The organism is Enterobacter sp. BNK-34 (assembly GCF_048684445.1).
In the GTDB taxonomy this organism is placed as follows: Bacteria; Pseudomonadota; Gammaproteobacteria; order Enterobacterales; family Enterobacteriaceae; genus Enterobacter; species Enterobacter pseudoroggenkampii.
Window position 1 is genome coordinate 3,860,681 of the sequence record NZ_JBLQUA010000001.1, and the last position, 16,750, is coordinate 3,877,430.

16 protein-coding genes and 1 pseudogene are annotated in these 16,750 nt (G+C 53.7%); 2 read left to right on the forward strand and 15 right to left on the reverse strand.

The annotated features are described in order from the left end of the window. The first annotated feature begins 53 nt into the window (after window positions 1-53). Window positions 54-1,064: a LacI family DNA-binding transcriptional regulator gene (locus ACMGG5_RS18905; protein WP_024907151.1), complete on the forward strand. Its 1,011-nt coding sequence runs from the start codon at window positions 54-56 to the stop codon at window positions 1,062-1,064. 34 nt (window positions 1,065-1,098) lie between these two features. Here the strand turns inward: ACMGG5_RS18905 and ACMGG5_RS18910 are convergent, their stop codons facing one another. From ACMGG5_RS18910 to pspA, 15 genes and pseudogenes are all read right to left on the reverse strand, one after another. After that, window positions 1,099-2,013, reverse strand: coding sequence for an OmpG family monomeric porin (locus tag ACMGG5_RS18910; RefSeq protein WP_032647530.1), 915 nt, complete (start codon window positions 2,011-2,013; stop codon window positions 1,099-1,101). Window positions 2,014-2,079: 66 nt separating this feature from the next. Further along, window positions 2,080-3,162 (reverse strand): ABC transporter ATP-binding protein, encoded by a 1,083-nt coding sequence (locus ACMGG5_RS18915; RefSeq protein ID WP_267214934.1) that lies wholly within the window; start codon window positions 3,160-3,162, stop codon window positions 2,080-2,082. Window positions 3,163-3,175: 13 nt separating this feature from the next. Continuing rightward, a complete protein-coding gene (gene pgmB, locus ACMGG5_RS18920) occupies window positions 3,176-3,841 on the reverse strand; it encodes a beta-phosphoglucomutase (RefSeq protein ID WP_032647535.1) in 666 nt (221 codons plus the stop codon). Continuing rightward, on the reverse strand, window positions 3,831-6,110 hold the full coding sequence (locus tag ACMGG5_RS18925; protein WP_420278356.1) for a glycoside hydrolase family 65 protein: 2,280 nt from the start codon (window positions 6,108-6,110) through the stop codon (window positions 3,831-3,833). Before ACMGG5_RS18925 ends, pgmB begins: the two co-directional genes overlap by 11 nt. Then, the gene (locus ACMGG5_RS18930) at window positions 6,104-7,162 is read right to left on the reverse strand and encodes a Gfo/Idh/MocA family protein (protein ID WP_420278357.1); all 1,059 of its coding nucleotides are present in this window, start codon (window positions 7,160-7,162) and stop codon (window positions 6,104-6,106) included. The genes ACMGG5_RS18925 and ACMGG5_RS18930 overlap by 7 nt, the downstream gene beginning before the upstream one ends. A gap of 11 nt (window positions 7,163-7,173) precedes the next feature. Beyond that, window positions 7,174-7,962: a sugar phosphate isomerase/epimerase family protein gene (locus tag ACMGG5_RS18935; RefSeq protein WP_248271899.1), complete on the reverse strand. Its 789-nt coding sequence runs from the start codon at window positions 7,960-7,962 to the stop codon at window positions 7,174-7,176. Window positions 7,963-7,979: 17 nt separating this feature from the next. After that, the gene (locus ACMGG5_RS18940; protein ID WP_090416712.1) at window positions 7,980-9,032 is read right to left on the reverse strand and encodes a zinc-dependent alcohol dehydrogenase; all 1,053 of its coding nucleotides are present in this window, start codon (window positions 9,030-9,032) and stop codon (window positions 7,980-7,982) included. Between the two features lie 28 nt (window positions 9,033-9,060). Further along, window positions 9,061-9,903, reverse strand: coding sequence for a carbohydrate ABC transporter permease (locus ACMGG5_RS18945; protein ID WP_023335920.1), 843 nt, complete (start codon window positions 9,901-9,903; stop codon window positions 9,061-9,063). Then, window positions 9,890-10,771 carry a carbohydrate ABC transporter permease gene (locus ACMGG5_RS18950; RefSeq protein ID WP_022648300.1) on the reverse strand — a complete coding sequence of 294 codons (882 nt, stop codon included), beginning with the start codon at window positions 10,769-10,771 and terminating at the stop codon, window positions 9,890-9,892. The genes ACMGG5_RS18945 and ACMGG5_RS18950 overlap by 14 nt, the downstream gene beginning before the upstream one ends. A gap of 22 nt (window positions 10,772-10,793) precedes the next feature. Further along, window positions 10,794-12,086: an ABC transporter substrate-binding protein gene (locus tag ACMGG5_RS18955; protein ID WP_024907143.1), complete on the reverse strand. Its 1,293-nt coding sequence runs from the start codon at window positions 12,084-12,086 to the stop codon at window positions 10,794-10,796. A 14-nt stretch (window positions 12,087-12,100) separates the two neighbouring features. Continuing rightward, window positions 12,101-13,786 carry a sugar phosphorylase gene (locus ACMGG5_RS18960; protein ID WP_420278358.1) on the reverse strand — a complete coding sequence of 562 codons (1,686 nt, stop codon included), beginning with the start codon at window positions 13,784-13,786 and terminating at the stop codon, window positions 12,101-12,103. A gap of 208 nt (window positions 13,787-13,994) precedes the next feature. Next, window positions 13,995-14,219, reverse strand: coding sequence for a phage shock protein PspD (pspD, locus tag ACMGG5_RS18965; RefSeq protein ID WP_023312043.1), 225 nt, complete (start codon window positions 14,217-14,219; stop codon window positions 13,995-13,997). A 12-nt stretch (window positions 14,220-14,231) separates the two neighbouring features. After that, complete coding sequence (gene pspC / locus ACMGG5_RS18970; protein ID WP_008501237.1) at window positions 14,232-14,591, reverse strand: envelope stress response membrane protein PspC; 360 nt, start codon at window positions 14,589-14,591, stop codon at window positions 14,232-14,234. Continuing rightward, window positions 14,591-14,815: an envelope stress response membrane protein PspB gene (pspB, locus tag ACMGG5_RS18975; RefSeq protein ID WP_023312045.1), complete on the reverse strand. Its 225-nt coding sequence runs from the start codon at window positions 14,813-14,815 to the stop codon at window positions 14,591-14,593. The genes pspC and pspB overlap by 1 nt, the downstream gene beginning before the upstream one ends. Window positions 14,816-14,864: 49 nt before the next feature. After that, window positions 14,865-15,532 (reverse strand): annotated as a pseudogene (gene pspA, locus ACMGG5_RS18980) (phage shock protein PspA). A gap of 166 nt (window positions 15,533-15,698) precedes the next feature. Here pspA and pspF point away from each other — a divergent pair. Further along, window positions 15,699-16,676: a phage shock protein operon transcriptional activator gene (gene pspF, locus ACMGG5_RS18985; RefSeq protein ID WP_420278359.1), complete on the forward strand. Its 978-nt coding sequence runs from the start codon at window positions 15,699-15,701 to the stop codon at window positions 16,674-16,676. The last annotated feature ends 74 nt before the right edge of the window (window positions 16,677-16,750 follow it).

The window sequence follows — 16,750 nt, forward strand, 5'->3', positions numbered from 1 at the left end:
TTCTCTCCAGTAAGATGAACGGCATTGCTGTCAGTCCGGAGTGAGTAAGGTGTATGTCACCCACCATCTATGATATCGCACGGGTTGCGGGCGTATCGAAATCAACCGTTTCCCGCGTTCTGAATAAACAAACGAATATTTCTCCCGAAGCACGTGACAAAGTGCTGAAGGCGATTGACGAATTAAATTATCAACCCAACAAACTGGCTCGCGCCCTGACCTCTTCAGGCTTCGATGCCATTATGGTTATTTCGACCCGTTCAACCAAAACCACTGCCGGTAATCCCTTTTTCTCCGATGTCCTTCATGCCATTACGGCTAAAGCGGAAGAAGAAGGGTTTGACGTTATTTTGCAAACCTCAAAAAGCAGCGAAGACGATCTGCTGAAATGTGTAAGTAAAATAAAGCAGAAAATGATCAAAGGGATCATTATGCTGAGTTCACCCGCAAATGAATCCTTTTTCACCACGCTGGATGCATATGGCGTACCGGTAGTAGTTATCGGCAAAGTGGAAGGTGAGTATCAGAATATTTATTCCGTCGACACGGATAATTTTCATGACAGCGCCACGCTGACCGAAACCTTTATAAAAAACGGTCGGCAAAAAATTGCCTGTCTGCATGCGCCGCTTGATTATCATGTTTCGATCGATCGTCTGGCGGGTTATAAAGCCAGTCTGGAAAAGCACCGTATTGCCATTAACCCGGACTGGATCAGGGATGGCGGTTATACCCATGAGAGTGCGCTCGCGGCGGCTCTGGAACTGTTGTCGTCACCCACGCCGCCTGATGCGGTATTTGCGACCGACAGCATGAAGTTGCTCAGCCTCTATCGTGCGGCGGATGAGTTGAATCTGATGATCCCGGAACAGGTGGTGATAGCCGGATACAGCGACCCGATGCTGTCTCTCATTTTAACGCCCGCACCTGGCGGCTTTGATATCCCCACACGAAAACTGGGGGAAGAGAGCTGCGATCTTCTTTTCAGGCGTATTGCCGGTCAGCCCGCCCCGCAAAAAGTGCTGGTTGATACCCACTTTTTGTTGGCTGCTTCCCTTCGCTAAAACCAGGGGCTTAGTGCCCCTGGCGTGTCGTCGGTCAGAACGCGTAGTTTACGCCAACCCCCGCATAGTGGAAGCGGTCGTTTTCACCCTCGTCATGATTTTCCCACTCATAGGCGTATTCCAGCGTCATGGATAAACCGTTGTTGAAGTCATAGGCGTACTGCATACCCAGTCGGTTGAAATTATGCCCTTCACGCTCAGGATCGTCCTGCCAGTCCCAGTTCGTCCAGCGATCAAGTCCCAGTCGAGTGTAAGGCGTTAGGGTCGTCTGGCCCAATGAAATAGGCAGATAGGCGCGAATTTCCTGGGTGGAGAATTCACCGTTATTACGGGTACTGTCCATATTGAAGCCGCGCTCTAAATAGTAATTCACTTTAGCCGCAAAGGTTTCGTTAATGGTCCATGTAAAGCCCGTTTCGGTTTCGACGCGGCTGTCAGCATAGCCGGTTTTTTCCAGATCGTTGGCAAACTGATACATGGCAAACCAGCCGCTAAAGCGCCAGTCATCGGTTAATTTAATGTCCCAGTCAGGCTGAATTTTGTAGCGCTGCATATTCGCGCTGCCGTCTTTGGCACCGTGTTCATCTTTAAAATGATAACTATAATTTCGGAAACCACCGGTCAGACCGAAAGTAAAATCATCGGTTGCGATAAAGCGATAGCGTAATTCAAATTCAGGACGGTCAAAATAGGTTCCACGGGTCATACTGCTGTAATCAACCGGCCCCTCCTGATACATCGCCAGAGAAATAGTCCACGCATCCCAGGTTGCATTAAACCACACGGAGGGCTCATATAATCCATCTTTATCGTCGGCCTGACCTTCAACGTTTTCTATTTCATACATCGCGCCAATATTAAATTCCCACTGTTTAGCTGTTTCTGATGCTTGTGCGCAGCTAACCCCTGCGCACAGAACGAGCGCAGCACTTCTTAGTAGAGTACCCATTAAATATTCCCTTTATAATTTACAAACAAAAAAACCGGAAATTTGCATTTCCGGCAAACACCTTTCTTATCTAATAGCCGCTTCGGTTTCAGCGTCGAAGAAATGGCACTTACTCATATCGAACTGGATGTCGATATTATCCCCAGCGGCATAGTCATTCGCGGCGCCTGCGCGAACCACCAGTTCATGGCCGCCAACGGTGGCATAGAGCATGAACTCCGCGCCGGTCAGTTCGGCGACGCTGACTTTCGCCGCGATGTTTTCACCGCAGCTCTGCAGAGTGAGAATATCTTCCGGGCGGATGCCAAAGACCACGGCTTTACGCTGATACCCTGCGGCATTCAGTGAAGCGAGCGTGTCTTCCGGGATCGCCAGACGCAGCGTTTCCGTGACGAAATAGCGGTCATCGATAGCGCCGCGAATGAAGTTCATGGCTGGGGAGCCAATAAACCCTGCGACAAACATGTTCGCCGGTTCGTTGTACACCTGCTTCGGGGCACCGACCTGCTGAATAATGCCGTCTTTTAAGATCACGATGCGGGTTGCCATCGTCATGGCTTCCGTCTGATCGTGGGTCACATAAATCATGGTGGTATTAAGCTTCTGGTGCAGCTTGCTGATTTCAGCCCGCATCTGCACGCGAAGCTTGGCATCGAGGTTGGAGAGCGGTTCATCCATCAGGAACACGCCCGCTTCGCGCACGATCGCCCTGCCCAACGCCACGCGCTGACGCTGTCCGCCGGACAGCGCGCCGGGTTTACGCTTGAGGTACTCGCGCAAGCCGAGGATCTGTGCCGCCCAGTGAACGCGCTCTTCGATAACCGCCGGGGCGATTTTCTGCATCTTCAGGCCAAACGCCATGTTGTCGTAGACCGTCATATGCGGGTAAAGCGCATAGTTCTGGAACACCATCGCGATATCGCGAGACTTGGCGGGCACGTCGTTCATGCAAACGCCGTCAATGACCAGTTCACCCGCGCTGATCTCCTCCAGACCGGCAATCATACGCAGCGTCGTGGATTTACCGCAGCCCGAAGGCCCGACGAAGACGATGAACTCCTTATCTTCGATTTCGAGATTGAAATCCTTAACCACGTGGACCTGGTTATCGTAGATTTTCTGAATGTGTTTCAGAGACAGTTGAGCCATTGTTAATTCCTTATCAATACGTCCGGGATGCCCAAAACTCGGTCAGACATTTCCAGGTCAGTTCCCGCGTTGAATGAAGTTGTAATCCCGCATGGTCCAGGCCAGATCCAATCCCAACCGATAGCATTCCCGCCGCGTTGATCGCCTCAACGCCTGCAGGTGCATCTTCGATACCCATGGCCTCTTCAGGACGCACATTCAGGCCAGCACAGGCGGCGAGGAAGATCTCCGGGTCAGGCTTCGAACAGATAATGAGGGAAGCATCAGCGCAAAAATCAAAAGCGTGCTGAATGCCCAGGGCGCGCAAGATGCCAGGGGCATTCAGGGAAACGGAGGCGAGCCCAATTTTGACGTTCGCCGCACGGATATCCGCCAGCACGTCGCGAATACCGGGAAGCAGTGAATCTTCCGTCAGTGACGCCAGAGACTGGACATAGAACGCGTTTTTCTTCGTCGCCAGCGCCAGGCACTGCTCATCGCTAAACGTTCCCTCTTTCCCGCCATGCTTCAGGATGCGCTGAAGGGAATCCATGCGGCTAATACCCTTCAGCTGTTCGTTAAACACTTCATCGATGGTGATGCCGATTTCCTCCGCCACTGCACGCCAGGCCAAAAAATGGAGGTGTGCGGTATCGGTGATCACACCGTCCAGATCGAATACAACAGCCTTAAGCGTCATGGTGCACCTCCGTGGTAGCGGTCCCATTCACAGATGCAAGAAAGTCCTTACAGGCACAAACTTTATGCCCCGATACGTGTAGCGTTTTGCCCCACAGCGTCAGCGTGACAGGTGCCGAAGCTTCAATGGTTAAAACCTCGTTTTCGTACGTAAAGCGCAGCGTGGTGTTCCGCCAGCGCAGGGGGAAAGCAAGTCTTCGCCAGTGGGCTGGCACCCTGGGCGCAAGGTGCAGCTCCCCTTCCACTATCTGCATGCCGGCAAAGCCCTGAATGACGCCGGACCAGATAGCACCCGTGGCCGCGGCATGAATGCCGTCGTCGCTGCTGTGCGGATCGTCGCCCAGATCGATAGCCACGCCGGCGCGCCAGAAGGCGTAGGCCCCTTCCGTATCGCCACAGCGGGCGGTCACAATGCCGTGGATGGCCTTGCTCAGCGAAGAGTCATGGATTGTGCGGGGTTCGTAGAACGCCAGATTGGCGGCACACTGCTGCGGGGTAAACCGCTCCGGTAGTAGATAATTAAGCATCACCACATCGGCCTGCTTAAGAATCTGCATCTCGTTCACTTCCGCGCGGGAATAATCGAGCAGAATGGTCTGCTTACCCGCTTTGGCTTTATAGCGGCTCAGATCGATAGCAGGTTTTGCCATGAAGGTATCATCCTGGGGGAGCACACCGTCCGCGTCAGCCTCTGGTAGCCATAAGCGCGCCAGGAACCGTGAGGCATTCTGCGTAAAACCTTCATCCTCGCGCCCAAACATCGCCATAAACTGGCGAGCGCAGGCGACGTTGTGCCAGGCCAGATAGTTGGTATAAGCGTTGTTGTTCACATGCTCGGTGTATTCGTCCGGTCCGATGACGTCATGGATTTCGAGACGACCATTGATTTCCGTTGCGCGGCCCATCCAGAACGCAGCGGTTTCCATCAGCAGCGTCAGGCCTTCATTTCGCATAAAGGCATCATCGTGTGTCGCCTGCCAGTAAGCGACGACGGCCCAGGCAATGTCCGCCACGATGTGGTGTTCCGCCAGCGCAGAGGCCACCTTCTGGCGCGTGCCGGTTCGGATGTTGATAGCCGCGAACTCCGGCGTCTCCTCTTTGCCGCTCGCGGCGCTCTCCCATGGGAACAGCGCGCCTGGCCAGCCGTTGCGACGGGCTTTTTCCCGCGCCCCGGCCAGGTTCAGCCAACGATAGCGCAACAGGCTGCGGGCGGTTCGGGGCCGCGTGAAGAGATGGAAAGGCAGCAGGAAAATTTCGGTATCCCAGAAGACGTGGCCTTTATACCCCTCGCCCGTCAGCCCTTTGGCGGCGATACTGCTTCGCTCATCATGGGCAGGTGTCATGGTCGTCAAATGCCAGACGGCGTAATCCAGCGCCATCTGATCCTGATACTCCGTAGAGTCCACTTCCACCCGAGCGTCACGCCAGACCTCTTCCCAGGCATACGATGAGCTCTCAAGCAACGCGTCGTAGCCTCTTGCCGCACAGACCTTAAGATCGGCCAGCGCGTTGCGAGCGAAAGAGGCCTGCGACAGTGCTTTATCACTGCGATGCGTCACCCAGACGATCTTTTCTAACGTGACAGTGTCACCCTTCGCAACCGTCAGCGAATGATGAACGCTGAGACGACGATTTTTGGCGGTGAAGCAGCTGTCGCTCTTCGCAGAGAGCTGACAAAACGCCGAAACAACAACTTCTGACGCACGGTCCTGCGTTTCATACACGCCCTGCATGTATTGCTGGTCAAACACTCTGACCGACATTTCATCCAAATGCTGTCTGCCGCTGTTCGTTTGCGTTGCATCAATGCCGGTTTTCAGCACGGCCTGCGTGACATCATCAAGCGGTGTGATCGAAAGCTGCATGGCCACAAGCGGCAGCTGATCCAGAGAGACAAAACGACGACTCTCCAGGCGATAGCGCTTTCCGTTGGGGGAGCGCCAGACGACGCGGCGATGAAGTTCGCCGTTGGCAAACGCCAGCTCGCGCTGCCACTCGAGAATTTCGCCTGACAGGAGCGTGAAATTGACGCCATCCAGCTCAACATCAATACCGGTGATATCCGGCAGATTGATCAGCTCAGTGGTCTCGTTACGACCCGCCTGATGATAGAGACCCGCAAGATACATGCCTCGGGTTTGCTGGGTGTAATCTTCTTCATGCGCAGCGCGGATCCCCATGTAGCCATTACCGCAGGCCATGATGGAGGCGTATTTATTCAGGCTGTGTGGACAAAAGCCCGGGTCGGTTAATACAGACACGTTTAGCATAAGGTCACGCTTTCCCCTGTTTCTGCTGATTCATACAGCGCGGCGACAAGCTGCTGGATAACCAGCCCCTGCTCCGCATCAGCTATCGTAACGGGCTCTCCCAGCACATGCCGTACGAAGGCATCCATACTGCGCATATGACGCTGGTCGTCAGCTTCTTCACGCTGCGTGAGGGTGACTAAAACACCGCCTTCATCGTTGTAGATGTGCGCCGGGAACAGCGTAGCGCCCGCCTTTTCACCGCAGAATGCGACGTTCATGATCGATTGCTCCCGGATATTGAGCGCAAACGACGTGTCGAGGCGCAGAATGCCACCGTTGCAGAACTCAATCGTGCCAAACAGGGCATCCTCAACGGTAAACTGCGTGGGATCCCACTCGCCAAACTGGCCGCTGCTTTTACGGTTTCCCAGCTTCTGGAAGCCGTGTGCCGTCACCTTTTTTACCGCCGGGAACCCCAACACGTACATTGCGGCATCGAGCATATGGATACCGATATCAATCAGAGGCCCACCGCCCTGTAGCGCTTTGTTGGTAAAGACGCCCCAGCCTGGAACCCCGCAGCGGCGTAGCGCCTGGGCCGTGGTGTAATAAACTTCTCCCAGCGCCCCCTTCATCACAGCCTCACGCAGCAGCTGCGTATCGAGAGCAAAACGATGGTGAAAATCATACGCCAGCACTTTCCCCGCCTTGCGCGCGGCCATGCGCATCCTATCGGCCTCCTGCGGCGTCATAGCCGGCGGTTTTTCACACATTACGTGGCAGCCCGCTTCCAGCGCGGCCATGACGTGCTCGAAATGGAACCGGTTAGGCGAACAGACGCTCACCGCATCCGGCTTAACCGCCTCGAGCATCTCTCGCGTATCCTGCCACACCGAGGGAATACCATGACGTTCCGCAAACGCCCGAGCCTGTTCAGGGTGGCTGTCCATGACAGCCACCATCTGAACATCACTGCGCGTGGCGTAATACGAGGCATGCACTTTGTCCGCGACCTGCCCGGCGCCAATGATGGCGACGCGCAGAGGCGAAGGTGTAGAAGCACTCATCACGCTCGTCATCCTTAGCATTCACGCAAATAAGTGAGGGAGTCCTGATAAGCCTGCGCCGGATCCTCGGCGCGGACACGGCACTCATACACCACGTAACCCTGGTAATCATCCGCACGCAACTGATCGAACAGGCTGGCAAAATCGAGGCTGCCGCTGCCCGGCTGATAGCGGTGGTTATCTGCGATGTGCACATGGCCCAGCAGATCGCGGTGCTGATGCAGCGCATCCGTCAGCGAGTCTTCTTCGATGTTCATATGATAGAAATCGCCGATGATCTGCACGTGCTTCAGGCCGTTCTCTTCGATATATCGACGCGCGTCAGCAAGGGTGTTGATCATATGATCCTGATAGCGGTTCAGCGGCTCCAGGTAGACGGTCGTCCCTGTGCGCGCCGCGACCTCATCCAGCCAGCGCAAGGAGGCGCTTACCGCGTTGCGGTCTCCTTCCAGGCTGCGTGGGGAGGTCATTGGCGGGAGGCGGAAGGTAAACATTCCCCAGGCAGCAGGCACGATAATGCCCTTGCCGCCCACCTCAGCCAGCGCTTCCAGAATGCGTTCAATCTGCTTTAACCCGTTCAGACGACGTTCTTCGATGAAGTCGCCAATCCAGCCATCGTATCCACCGCAGGCCGTCGTCACCGGCAGACCGGTGGCTTTGATGGCCGCTTTTACCTCGGCGAGGTTTTCTACCAGCAGTCGGCCATCGATTTCATAGCCATCAAAACCCATCGCTTTAATGTACTCGAATTTTTCCATGATATTGGTCGGGAAAAAGGCCTGGTTTTGCGTTGCGATTTTCATGATTTGCTCTCCTTAGCTTAAAAAGTGACGCCCATTTTGATACTGAGTTCCGGGTGCTGATCGACATACGTCATATAGCTTTCCGGGCTGGTGGTGAAGGTCACGACCGGGTCGATCAGATCCTCACAATTCAGATAGCCGTTCATCAGCAGTTCCCAGCATGTCTCTTCAATACGTTTACGGCTCCAGCGCGGGTAGTCCGGGTTGGGTTCGCTGCAGGCGCGGGAGAAGACAATCTTCGCGTTGTTGAAATGCGCTTCGCGGCCAAGGTTAAAGCCTTCCGCGAACGGTTTTGCGAAGGCTACATAGGAGATGGTGCCGCCATAGGCAAGTCCGCGCAGCGCGGACTGCAGTGCATCTGCATAGCCGCTGGTTTCGATGATCACGTCCGCGCCCTGCTTCCCGGTCAGCTTTTTAATTTCCAGACCGACATCAGTGCCGATTGGGTTCAGACAGTGGTCGGCCCCATGACGACGGGCGATCTCGCAGCGGTGTTCAATAGGATCGACACCGATAACGACGGACGCCCCGGCTTTTTTGGCCAGCTGGACAGCAATCTGCCCAATCGCCCCCAGCCCCACCACGACTACAAAATCGCCGACCCGCACGTTGGCATCACGCACGCCGCTCATGGCGAACTGCGCCGGATCGTAGCAAACGGCGTTTTTCCAGGAGGCACCCTGCGGCATTTTGCGCAGCTTGTAGTTGTTCACCGCGTTAACGATCACCGTTTCCTGCAGCGGTGCGTAGCAGCAGACGCTGTCGCCGATCTGATATTCAGTGACGTCATCACCGCATTCGATAATGTCGCCAACAATCATGTTGCCCAGCTGGAACTTACCGAATTCGATCCCGCGGGCAGAACCCTCGTCACGCGGGGTAAACATCTGCCACTCCGCGTTGAACTCTTCATCGATAAACGGACTGGCGGCGCGGAAATCCACCACTTCGGTACCGTGTTTCGGCGCGCCAAAGCGAGCGCGAATTTTCACTTCATGAACCGCAACCGGACGATCTTCATATTCCACCAGCGCCGCCACACGAGGCGCTGTCGCAACTAATTTTTTCATGACTGACTCCTTGTTAAAATTGGCCGCCTCAGCCCTTCACGCCACCGGCGGTCAAACCACTTTTAATAAAACGTTCAGACAGGGCGTACATGATGACCACCGGAAGCGCCGTCACCAGCGATGCCGCCATCATGCGACCCCAGATATAATCTGGCGTGCTAAAGAGCGTGTTCAGCCCGACCGGCAAGGTGAAATTGCTGGCGCTGGACAGGAAAATGGACGCAAACAGGTAGTCGTTCCACGCCACCATGAAGCAGTAGACAAACACCGACACGAGCCCGGAAATCGCCAGCGGCACGGTGATGCGGAAGATGATTTGCAGGCGGTTCAGGCCGTCCATCATCGCGGCTTCTTCGATCTCGTCCGGGATGGTGTCGAAATAGCTGCGGAGCATGAACACCGCGGTCGGTAACGTTTGGGTCACCATGGTGATAATCAGCGCCAGCTCGGTGTCGTAGATCCCAAGGGCAGTGATGATTTTGAACAGCGGCACCACCAGCAATATTCCGGAGAACATATAGACGGTGTAAAAACTCGCATTGATCGTCGTGCGGCCCTTAAAACGCAGTTTGGACAGGGCGTAGGCCCCCAGCGTGCCGAGAAATACGGCAATCACCGATGAGGTCAGCGACACCACCATGCTATTTTTGAAGTAGTCCACAAACGGGAAAATCAGCGGGTTAAAGATGTCGACGTAATGCTGCAGCGTCCACGCCTGCGGCAATATGGTCGGGTTAAGCGATATTGCCTCTTTCGCACTCTTAAATGACGTCATTAGCATCACGAAGAACGGGAACAGCGTGATGACCAGAAACACCGCCAGCCCCAGATAAAAACCAATGCGGCTCAGTACGCGTTTATTTGTTGCCATTGAGGTTTACCCTTTTTCTGGTCAGCAGAATCACCGCGAAGATGATCACGAACAGCACGACGGAGATCGCCGCTGCTTTCCCCAAATCATTGAAAGCGAATGCCGTTTTGTAGAGGTAGACGCCCAAAATATCGACCTTGGTCGTCAACAGGTAGACATCCGCAAACATGTAGAACATCCAGATAGTGCGCAGCGTCACCACCGTTGCCAGCACCGGCATAATCGCGGGTAGCGTAACGATTCGAAAACGCTGCCAGGCATTCGCGCCGTCCATTTCCGCCGCTTCATACAGCGACTTATCAATGGTCTGCAAAATCGCCAGGAACGAAATGAACGCGTACGGGAAGTAACGCCAGATGGCGAACAGCACCACCAGTACAAAACTGCTGCCAGGATTGTCGAACCACAGCGGCGCCTGGTCATACAGATGCAGCAGGTCAACGCCCAGATAGTTCACAATGCCGTAGCCGTTGTTGAACATGTATTTCCATGCAAACACCAGCGAAATGGACGGCGTAACGTAGGACAGAATTACCAGTGAACGCGCCGTTTTCCGCATACGGAATTCACGGTTAAAGAAGATCGCAACAGCCAGCCCCAGCCCCGTGCTGCCAATCACCACCAGCGCGGTGTACCAGAAGGTCATCCACAGCGAGTGCCAGAAAGCAGCATCCCCGAGAATGCGGATGTAGTTATCGAGCCCGACGAACACCGCATCTATACGCGGGTTCAGCGGCAGACGTAAGAAACTGATTTCAATATTGGAAATCATTGGCCAGGCCACCAGGCCCCCCAGCAAAATCAGGCTGGGGGCCAACAGCAGCATGGCGAAAGGCATATCTGAACGACCAGAAAACAACGTCTTCATAATTTCCTTCCGCAGAGCGCTCCTATCGTTGTGAAATCAGATCAGTCAGTCGCTTCTGGCTGTCACTAAGCGTGTTGCTGAGATCTTGTTTACCTACCGTGACGTTATGCACCATAGAACTGATAATGCCGGACCCGGTTACATCGCCCATGCGGGTGAAGTTTTTGTCGCCCACGGCACCAAACACCTGCACATTTGGGAACTGCGCAATCAGTTCGTAAGGCAGTTGCCCAAACGCTTTAATCACATCGTTGTTTTTCCAGGTATCAGTACCCACCACCAGCTTGTTCACCGGCAGTGCCGCGCCAGGCGACATCATGACCCAGTCGGTTGCGTTTTGAGCCTGTTCCATCCAGGTCACAAACTTTTCAGCCGCCTGAGTTTCATCTTCGGTTTGACCGGTGGTAATCGTCAGCGACGTGACCATGCCGTAAACTGCAGAAGATGTTTCTGTTGGGACGACGAAGCCCAGGTTGGAAGGGTTTCCATCCTGGAATACCGCCGGCAGGATGTAGGTGGAGTAAACCGCCATCGGCGCAGAACCGTTCATGAAAGCATCTTTGATCTCCATGACGTCGTTTGAACCCGGCATGGTGGTCGCGGCCAGGGCTTTATAAAACGCCAGGGCCTTTGCCATTTCAGGGGTATCGATGTCGACGTTCCCTTTGGCATCAAAAACGTTCGCGCCGCCGGAAAGCGCAAACTGGGAGAATGCCTGCTCTGTCATCACGCTTTCCGCGGTGGGCAGCGCAATGCCGTAATGTTTTTTGGCCGGGTCGTTAAGGCTCTGGCTGGCTTTCAGCAGCTGTTCCCAGTTATGCGGCTCCTGGATACCCGCTGCAGCAAGTACATCTTTGTGATACCAGACGCCGGATAGCCAGGCACTGACTGGCACCCCCGTCCAGGCAGAACCATCTTCCGTACGCACAACACGCAAGATGCCGTCATAGAAGGTGTTCTCGCCTACCGCTTTAATGGCTTCACCAATAGCTTTGCGATCCAGCAGCTGTTCCTTGTCCATGACTTTCGCGTAGTCATGACTGACTTCAATTACCTCAGGCAGTGCGCCCGTTCTGGCGAGCGTAATAACCTTGGTGTTGTAGGCATCCTCTTCTACCGGCACCTGTTTCACCGTGATGCCGGGGTTCTCTTTCTCAAATTTTTCGATCAGCTTCGTGATAACCGCCTGACGCTCCTGCTCGACAGATGAGTGCATAAACTCAATGGTGACAGCAGACTTTTTGTCATCCTTGCAGCCTGATAACAGGGCGCACGAAACCAGTGCTGATATCAGCACAATTCTGGGCATTTTCATTTTTAAGGTCCTTTTTAGTTTTCTTTAATCCACAACACCTGCCATGGATATAGGGTCAGCGTTTTATCTGTAATATCTTTTCCGGCAATCAACTCCGTTCCGGATTGAATATCGGACTCCACCGTTTGAATGCCATCGCTGAAATTAAACAGCGCCGTTATTTTTTCGCCACAATCCGCCACGCGAACGATTTTTAATACATGCTCATCTGACGCACTAAAATAAGCTTCACTGTCAGGATGGAATGCTTTTTCCGCCCGACGCAGCGCGATTAACTGGCTTAATGCGCAATAGACCTGAGAGCGCAGGCTATTTTTATCTTCAAGCACGCTATCAATTTGTCCTGCAATGTATTTTTCACGATTTATCGCGCGGTTGTATCCCAGACGCTCAACACCTGCATAATCATTACGCGAGCCGAGAATACTCTGGATATAAACCGCGGGCACGCCGGGGAAACTTAAGAGGACGGCATGCGCCAGAATAAACCGGGCAATCCGATGGCTATCAAGACTGTCACGCGTACTTAATGCATCCAGATAGGTCACATTAATTTCATAAGGACTGCGTGTACCATCCGGGTTATTTTTCCAGTTAACCAACGCCCCTTCAGCCTGAAGTTTCTCCACAAGAGAGAGGATTTCCGACTCAGGTAAAATTCCGCGCAACGGATTCAGACCAATCCCATCATGCGAGGCCAGGAAGTTAAACCAGGTGGTTTTCGTCGAAGGCAGCCTCAGCGACGCTGCCCACTGGCTCAGCGTCCGGACGTCCTGACAATGCACCGCATGCAATACCAGCGGCGGCAAAGAGAACTGATAAACCATCTGCGCTTCATTTTCACCGTCACCGAAGTAAGCGACGTTATCTTTATGCGGAACGTTCGTCTCGGTGATAATCACCGTCCCCGGGGCGACTGCCTCAGTGATAGCGCGGAAAAGCTGGATGAGCTGGTGGGTTTGCTCAAGGTGGATGCAGTTTGTTCCGGGTATTTTCCACATGAAGCCCACAGCATCCAGACGAATGTATCGCGCCCCTTCAATCAGGTAATGCAGCAGCACGTCCACCATCGCGATCAGCACCTGCGGAGAGGCAAAGTTAAGATCAACCTGGTCCTCGCTGAAGGTGGTCCACAGGTGTCGCACGCTGCCATCATGCAGCGTGAAAGGCGTAAGAAGCGGTAAGGCTCGCGGACGCGTCACCGCGGATAAATCTGTTTCAGGATCGACAGAAATAAAGAAATCATCATAGCCAGGTGTTTGCTTCAGATAATTAGAGAACCATTTACTTTTGGCTGACATGTGGTTGCAGACGAAATCGAACATTAAGCTGGTGGACTGTTTTAATTCAGCTACATCTCGCCACGCACCCGTTTCAGGCGCAACCTCATGATAATCAATAACAGAAAATCCGTCGTCCGAAGACCATGGATAAAAAGGCAAAAGATGGACATGAGAAAAAGATTGGGAAAGCCATTTGTTATAAAAACGTGTAAAAACCGGCAGCGCCTTCTCCCCTTTCACTGAAAACTGATCGGCATAGGTAATCAGAACAACATCTTTTTCATCCCATCCCGTTTTACGCTTCTCTGTAATAACAGAAGCGGCCTTTCCAATATTTTCCATCAGCACCTTAAACTGGGCTTCAGAAAACGTTTCCCCGTAAACAAGATTAATGAGTTCTTTAATTTTTGTCTTCATTTCATTTCCCATGGTAGCGGTCCCACGAAGTGGCAATCTACTCCCATGAAAAATATCTGTCAACGGACCGGGAAGGAGAAAAAGGTGTTTGCAAAGCAGCTCAGCGCAATATTGTGAGCTGCCGCAAAGAAAGCACGGGGAAAAGAGAAATGCGGTTAACCGTCGCCAGTCCCTCTTCCGGAAGGGAAAGGGCTAACGCCAGCGGAAATTATTGGGATAAGTAGCGGCGAGAAAGCCGTTTTGCCACCTTTTGCAACAGCGGTTCGAGCGCCACGGCCAGCACCATTCTGACCGGCTTGCGGGCAACGGATTTTATTGCCCACCCCGCCACACCTGCCGGTCCGAACCGTAACGCGGTCAGCAGGACCAGTTTACCTGCGATTTTCAGGCCGGGTTTTACCTTCTGACCGGCCTGTTGCCAGTGTTGTTTCATCTCATCTCTCTCTTAAAGCTGACGAAAACGACTTCTCAGCGTAAAGGTATCCGACGTGACATAGCGTTCCATTTCCCGTAGCCGCTTCTCACCGGCGGCGAGTTGCGCATCAACCGCATTGAGAAGATCGCTGCTGGTGGGGGCACCTTCCGCAGCCAGTTCTCCTTCCGGCATCGGGTCAAGGACAAACGACAGGACGATGTATGCCACCAGGGTAATAAACGCCAGTCCGAAGAAGATCGATAGCACCGTGACCACGCGCACCAGTTTTACCGGGACATCAAGATAATGAGCCAGCCCGGCACAAACGCCGCGCACCATGCCCTGCTGCGGAATACGCCACAACTTTTTGTTCAGATTCAGTCCAGACATTAACGGTCCCTCCAGTTTGGATGTTCAGCATCCAGGATGGCTTCCAGCGCCTGAATGCGTTCGCGCATTTTGTTCGCCTCATCGGAGAGCTGAACCAGACGCTGTTGTTCACTCTGGGAAAGTTCGCCCCGTGAAGAACGGTTGCTGTAGTGCAGCCATAGCCAAATCGGCAAAACGAACAGCACGAAAATTGTCAGGGGAATGGCCAGAAAAAGCGCGCTCATGTGTACTCCTTGTCTTACGATGCGGCACGCTCAGGTGCCGCAGGAATTATTATTGGTTGTCTTGCTTCATTTTGGCTTTCAGTGCCGCCAGCTGCTCGCTGATTTCATCATCGGCCTTCAGGTCGGCGAACTGTTGATCCAGTGACTTCTGCTTACCGATGCCGTGGCTTTCGGCTTCCGCTTCCATCTGGTCGATACGACGTTCAAACGATTCAAAACGCGCCATCGCTTCATCAAGCTTACCGCTGTCCAGCTGGCGACGCACGTCGCGGGAAGAGCTTGCCGCCTGGTGACGCAGGGTCAGCGCCTGCTGACGCGCGCGGGTCTCGCTCAGTTTGTTTTCAAGCTCACCAATCTCTTTCTTCATACGGGTGAGTGTGTCATCCACCAGCGTCACTTCATGCTCGAGCGTCGCGACCAGCTCTGCCAGCTTCTGTTTTTCGATCAGCGCCGCGCGGGCCAGATCCTCTTTGTCTTTGCGCAGCGCAAGTTCCGCTTTTTCCTGCCATTCGTTCAGCTGAGCGGTAGCTTGTTCAATACGACGCGTAAGCTGTTTTTTTCCGCCAGCGCACGGGCGGAGGTAGAACGCACTTCAACCAGCGTGTCTTCCATCTCCTGAATCATCAGGCGAACCAGCTTCTGCGGATCTTCCGCCTTCTCAAGCAGTGAGTTGATGTTGGCGTTCACGATGTCGGCAAAACGAGAAAAAATACCCATAATCAAATCCTCATAGTTCTGTTATCGGGCTATGCCCTGCTGCACAGATAATACAAACATCATGCCAACTTTTTATCTTATTGATTTCACTGAGACTGATTGATTTTCATGCAGTAAAGAACTATTCTTGCCTGGTGAATATCGCTAAGGAGTGGTTAATTTCATCATGCCTGGATACAAAGACAATTTACTCGGCGAAGCAAACAGTTTTCTGGAAGTGCTGGAACAGGTTTCTCGCCTGGCGCCGCTCAACAAACCGGTACTGATCATCGGTGAACGCGGAACGGGGAAGGAATTGATAGCTAACCGTCTGCACTATTTATCCGGGCGCTGGGACGGCCCCTTAATTTCCCTTAACTGCGCGGCGCTGAATGAAAACCTGCTCGATACCGAGCTTTTCGGCCATGAAGCGGGCGCGTTTACCGGTGCCCAGAAGCGCCATCCCGGACGCTTTGAGCGCGCCGACGGCGGTACGCTGTTTCTTGATGAGCTGGCCACCGCGCCCATGCTGGTGCAGGAAAAACTGCTGCGCGTGATTGAATACGGCGAGCTGGAGCGCGTCGGCGGTAGCCAGCCGCTGCAGGTCAACGTGCGCCTGGTGTGCGCCACGAACGCCAACCTGCCGGAGATGGTGGCGGAGGAGAAATTCCGTGCCGACCTGCTTGACCGCCTGGCCTTTGACGTCGTTCAGCTTCCTCCGCTGCGCGAGCGCAAAAGCGACATCATGCTGCTGGCAGACCAGTTTGCGATTCAGATGTGCCGCGAGCTCGGACTGCCGCTGTTCCCCGGCTTCAGCGATTATGCACAGGAGACGCTGCTTGCTTACCACTGGCCGGGAAATATCCGCGAACTGAAAAACGTCGTGGAGCGTTCCGTCTATCGCCACGGCAGCAGCGAGACAGAGCTGGACAACATCATTATCGACCCTTTTCAACGCAGCGTACCGTCTCTGACCGTGCCAACGTCTTCAGGCGATCACCCTACTCTCCCCCTTGATTTACGCCAGTTCCAGCACGACCAGGAGAAACAGCTGCTGGAGCAAAGCCTGAAGACGGCGAAATATAACCAGAAACGGGCGGCTGAACTGCTGGGTCTGACCTACCATCAGTTAAGGGCATTGCTTAAAAAGCATCAAATGCGCTGACAATATCAGCACTTACCATAGACATTTTTACGAAGCAGGCGTAAGTGCGATACACTTTGCAGATCGAACCTAAA

Coding starts and splice junctions, on each gene's coding strand:
- pspB (WP_023312045.1), bottom strand. CDS start 14,815: ATGAGCGCGCTTTTTCTGGCCATTCCCCTGACAATTTTCGTGCTGTTC.
- pspC (WP_008501237.1), bottom strand. CDS start 14,591: ATGTCTGGACTGAATCTGAACAAAAAGTTGTGGCGTATTCCGCAGCAG.
- pspD (WP_023312043.1), bottom strand. CDS start 14,219: ATGAAACAACACTGGCAACAGGCCGGTCAGAAGGTAAAACCCGGCCTG.
- ACMGG5_RS18945 (WP_023335920.1), bottom strand. CDS start 9,903: ATGGCAACAAATAAACGCGTACTGAGCCGCATTGGTTTTTATCTGGGG.
- pgmB (WP_032647535.1), bottom strand. CDS start 3,841: ATGACGCTTAAGGCTGTTGTATTCGATCTGGACGGTGTGATCACCGAT.
- ACMGG5_RS18910 (WP_032647530.1), bottom strand. CDS start 2,013: ATGGGTACTCTACTAAGAAGTGCTGCGCTCGTTCTGTGCGCAGGGGTT.
- ACMGG5_RS18960 (WP_420278358.1), bottom strand. CDS start 13,786: ATGAAGACAAAAATTAAAGAACTCATTAATCTTGTTTACGGGGAAACG.
- ACMGG5_RS18940 (WP_090416712.1), bottom strand. CDS start 9,032: ATGAAAAAATTAGTTGCGACAGCGCCTCGTGTGGCGGCGCTGGTGGAA.
- ACMGG5_RS18905 (WP_024907151.1), top strand. CDS start 54: ATGTCACCCACCATCTATGATATCGCACGGGTTGCGGGCGTATCGAAA.
- ACMGG5_RS18935 (WP_248271899.1), bottom strand. CDS start 7,962: ATGAAAATCGCAACGCAAAACCAGGCCTTTTTCCCGACCAATATCATG.
- ACMGG5_RS18925 (WP_420278356.1), bottom strand. CDS start 6,110: ATGCTAAACGTGTCTGTATTAACCGACCCGGGCTTTTGTCCACACAGC.
- ACMGG5_RS18950 (WP_022648300.1), bottom strand. CDS start 10,771: ATGAAGACGTTGTTTTCTGGTCGTTCAGATATGCCTTTCGCCATGCTG.
- ACMGG5_RS18955 (WP_024907143.1), bottom strand. CDS start 12,086: ATGAAAATGCCCAGAATTGTGCTGATATCAGCACTGGTTTCGTGCGCC.
- ACMGG5_RS18915 (WP_267214934.1), bottom strand. CDS start 3,162: ATGGCTCAACTGTCTCTGAAACACATTCAGAAAATCTACGATAACCAG.
- pspF (WP_420278359.1), top strand. CDS start 15,699: ATGCCTGGATACAAAGACAATTTACTCGGCGAAGCAAACAGTTTTCTG.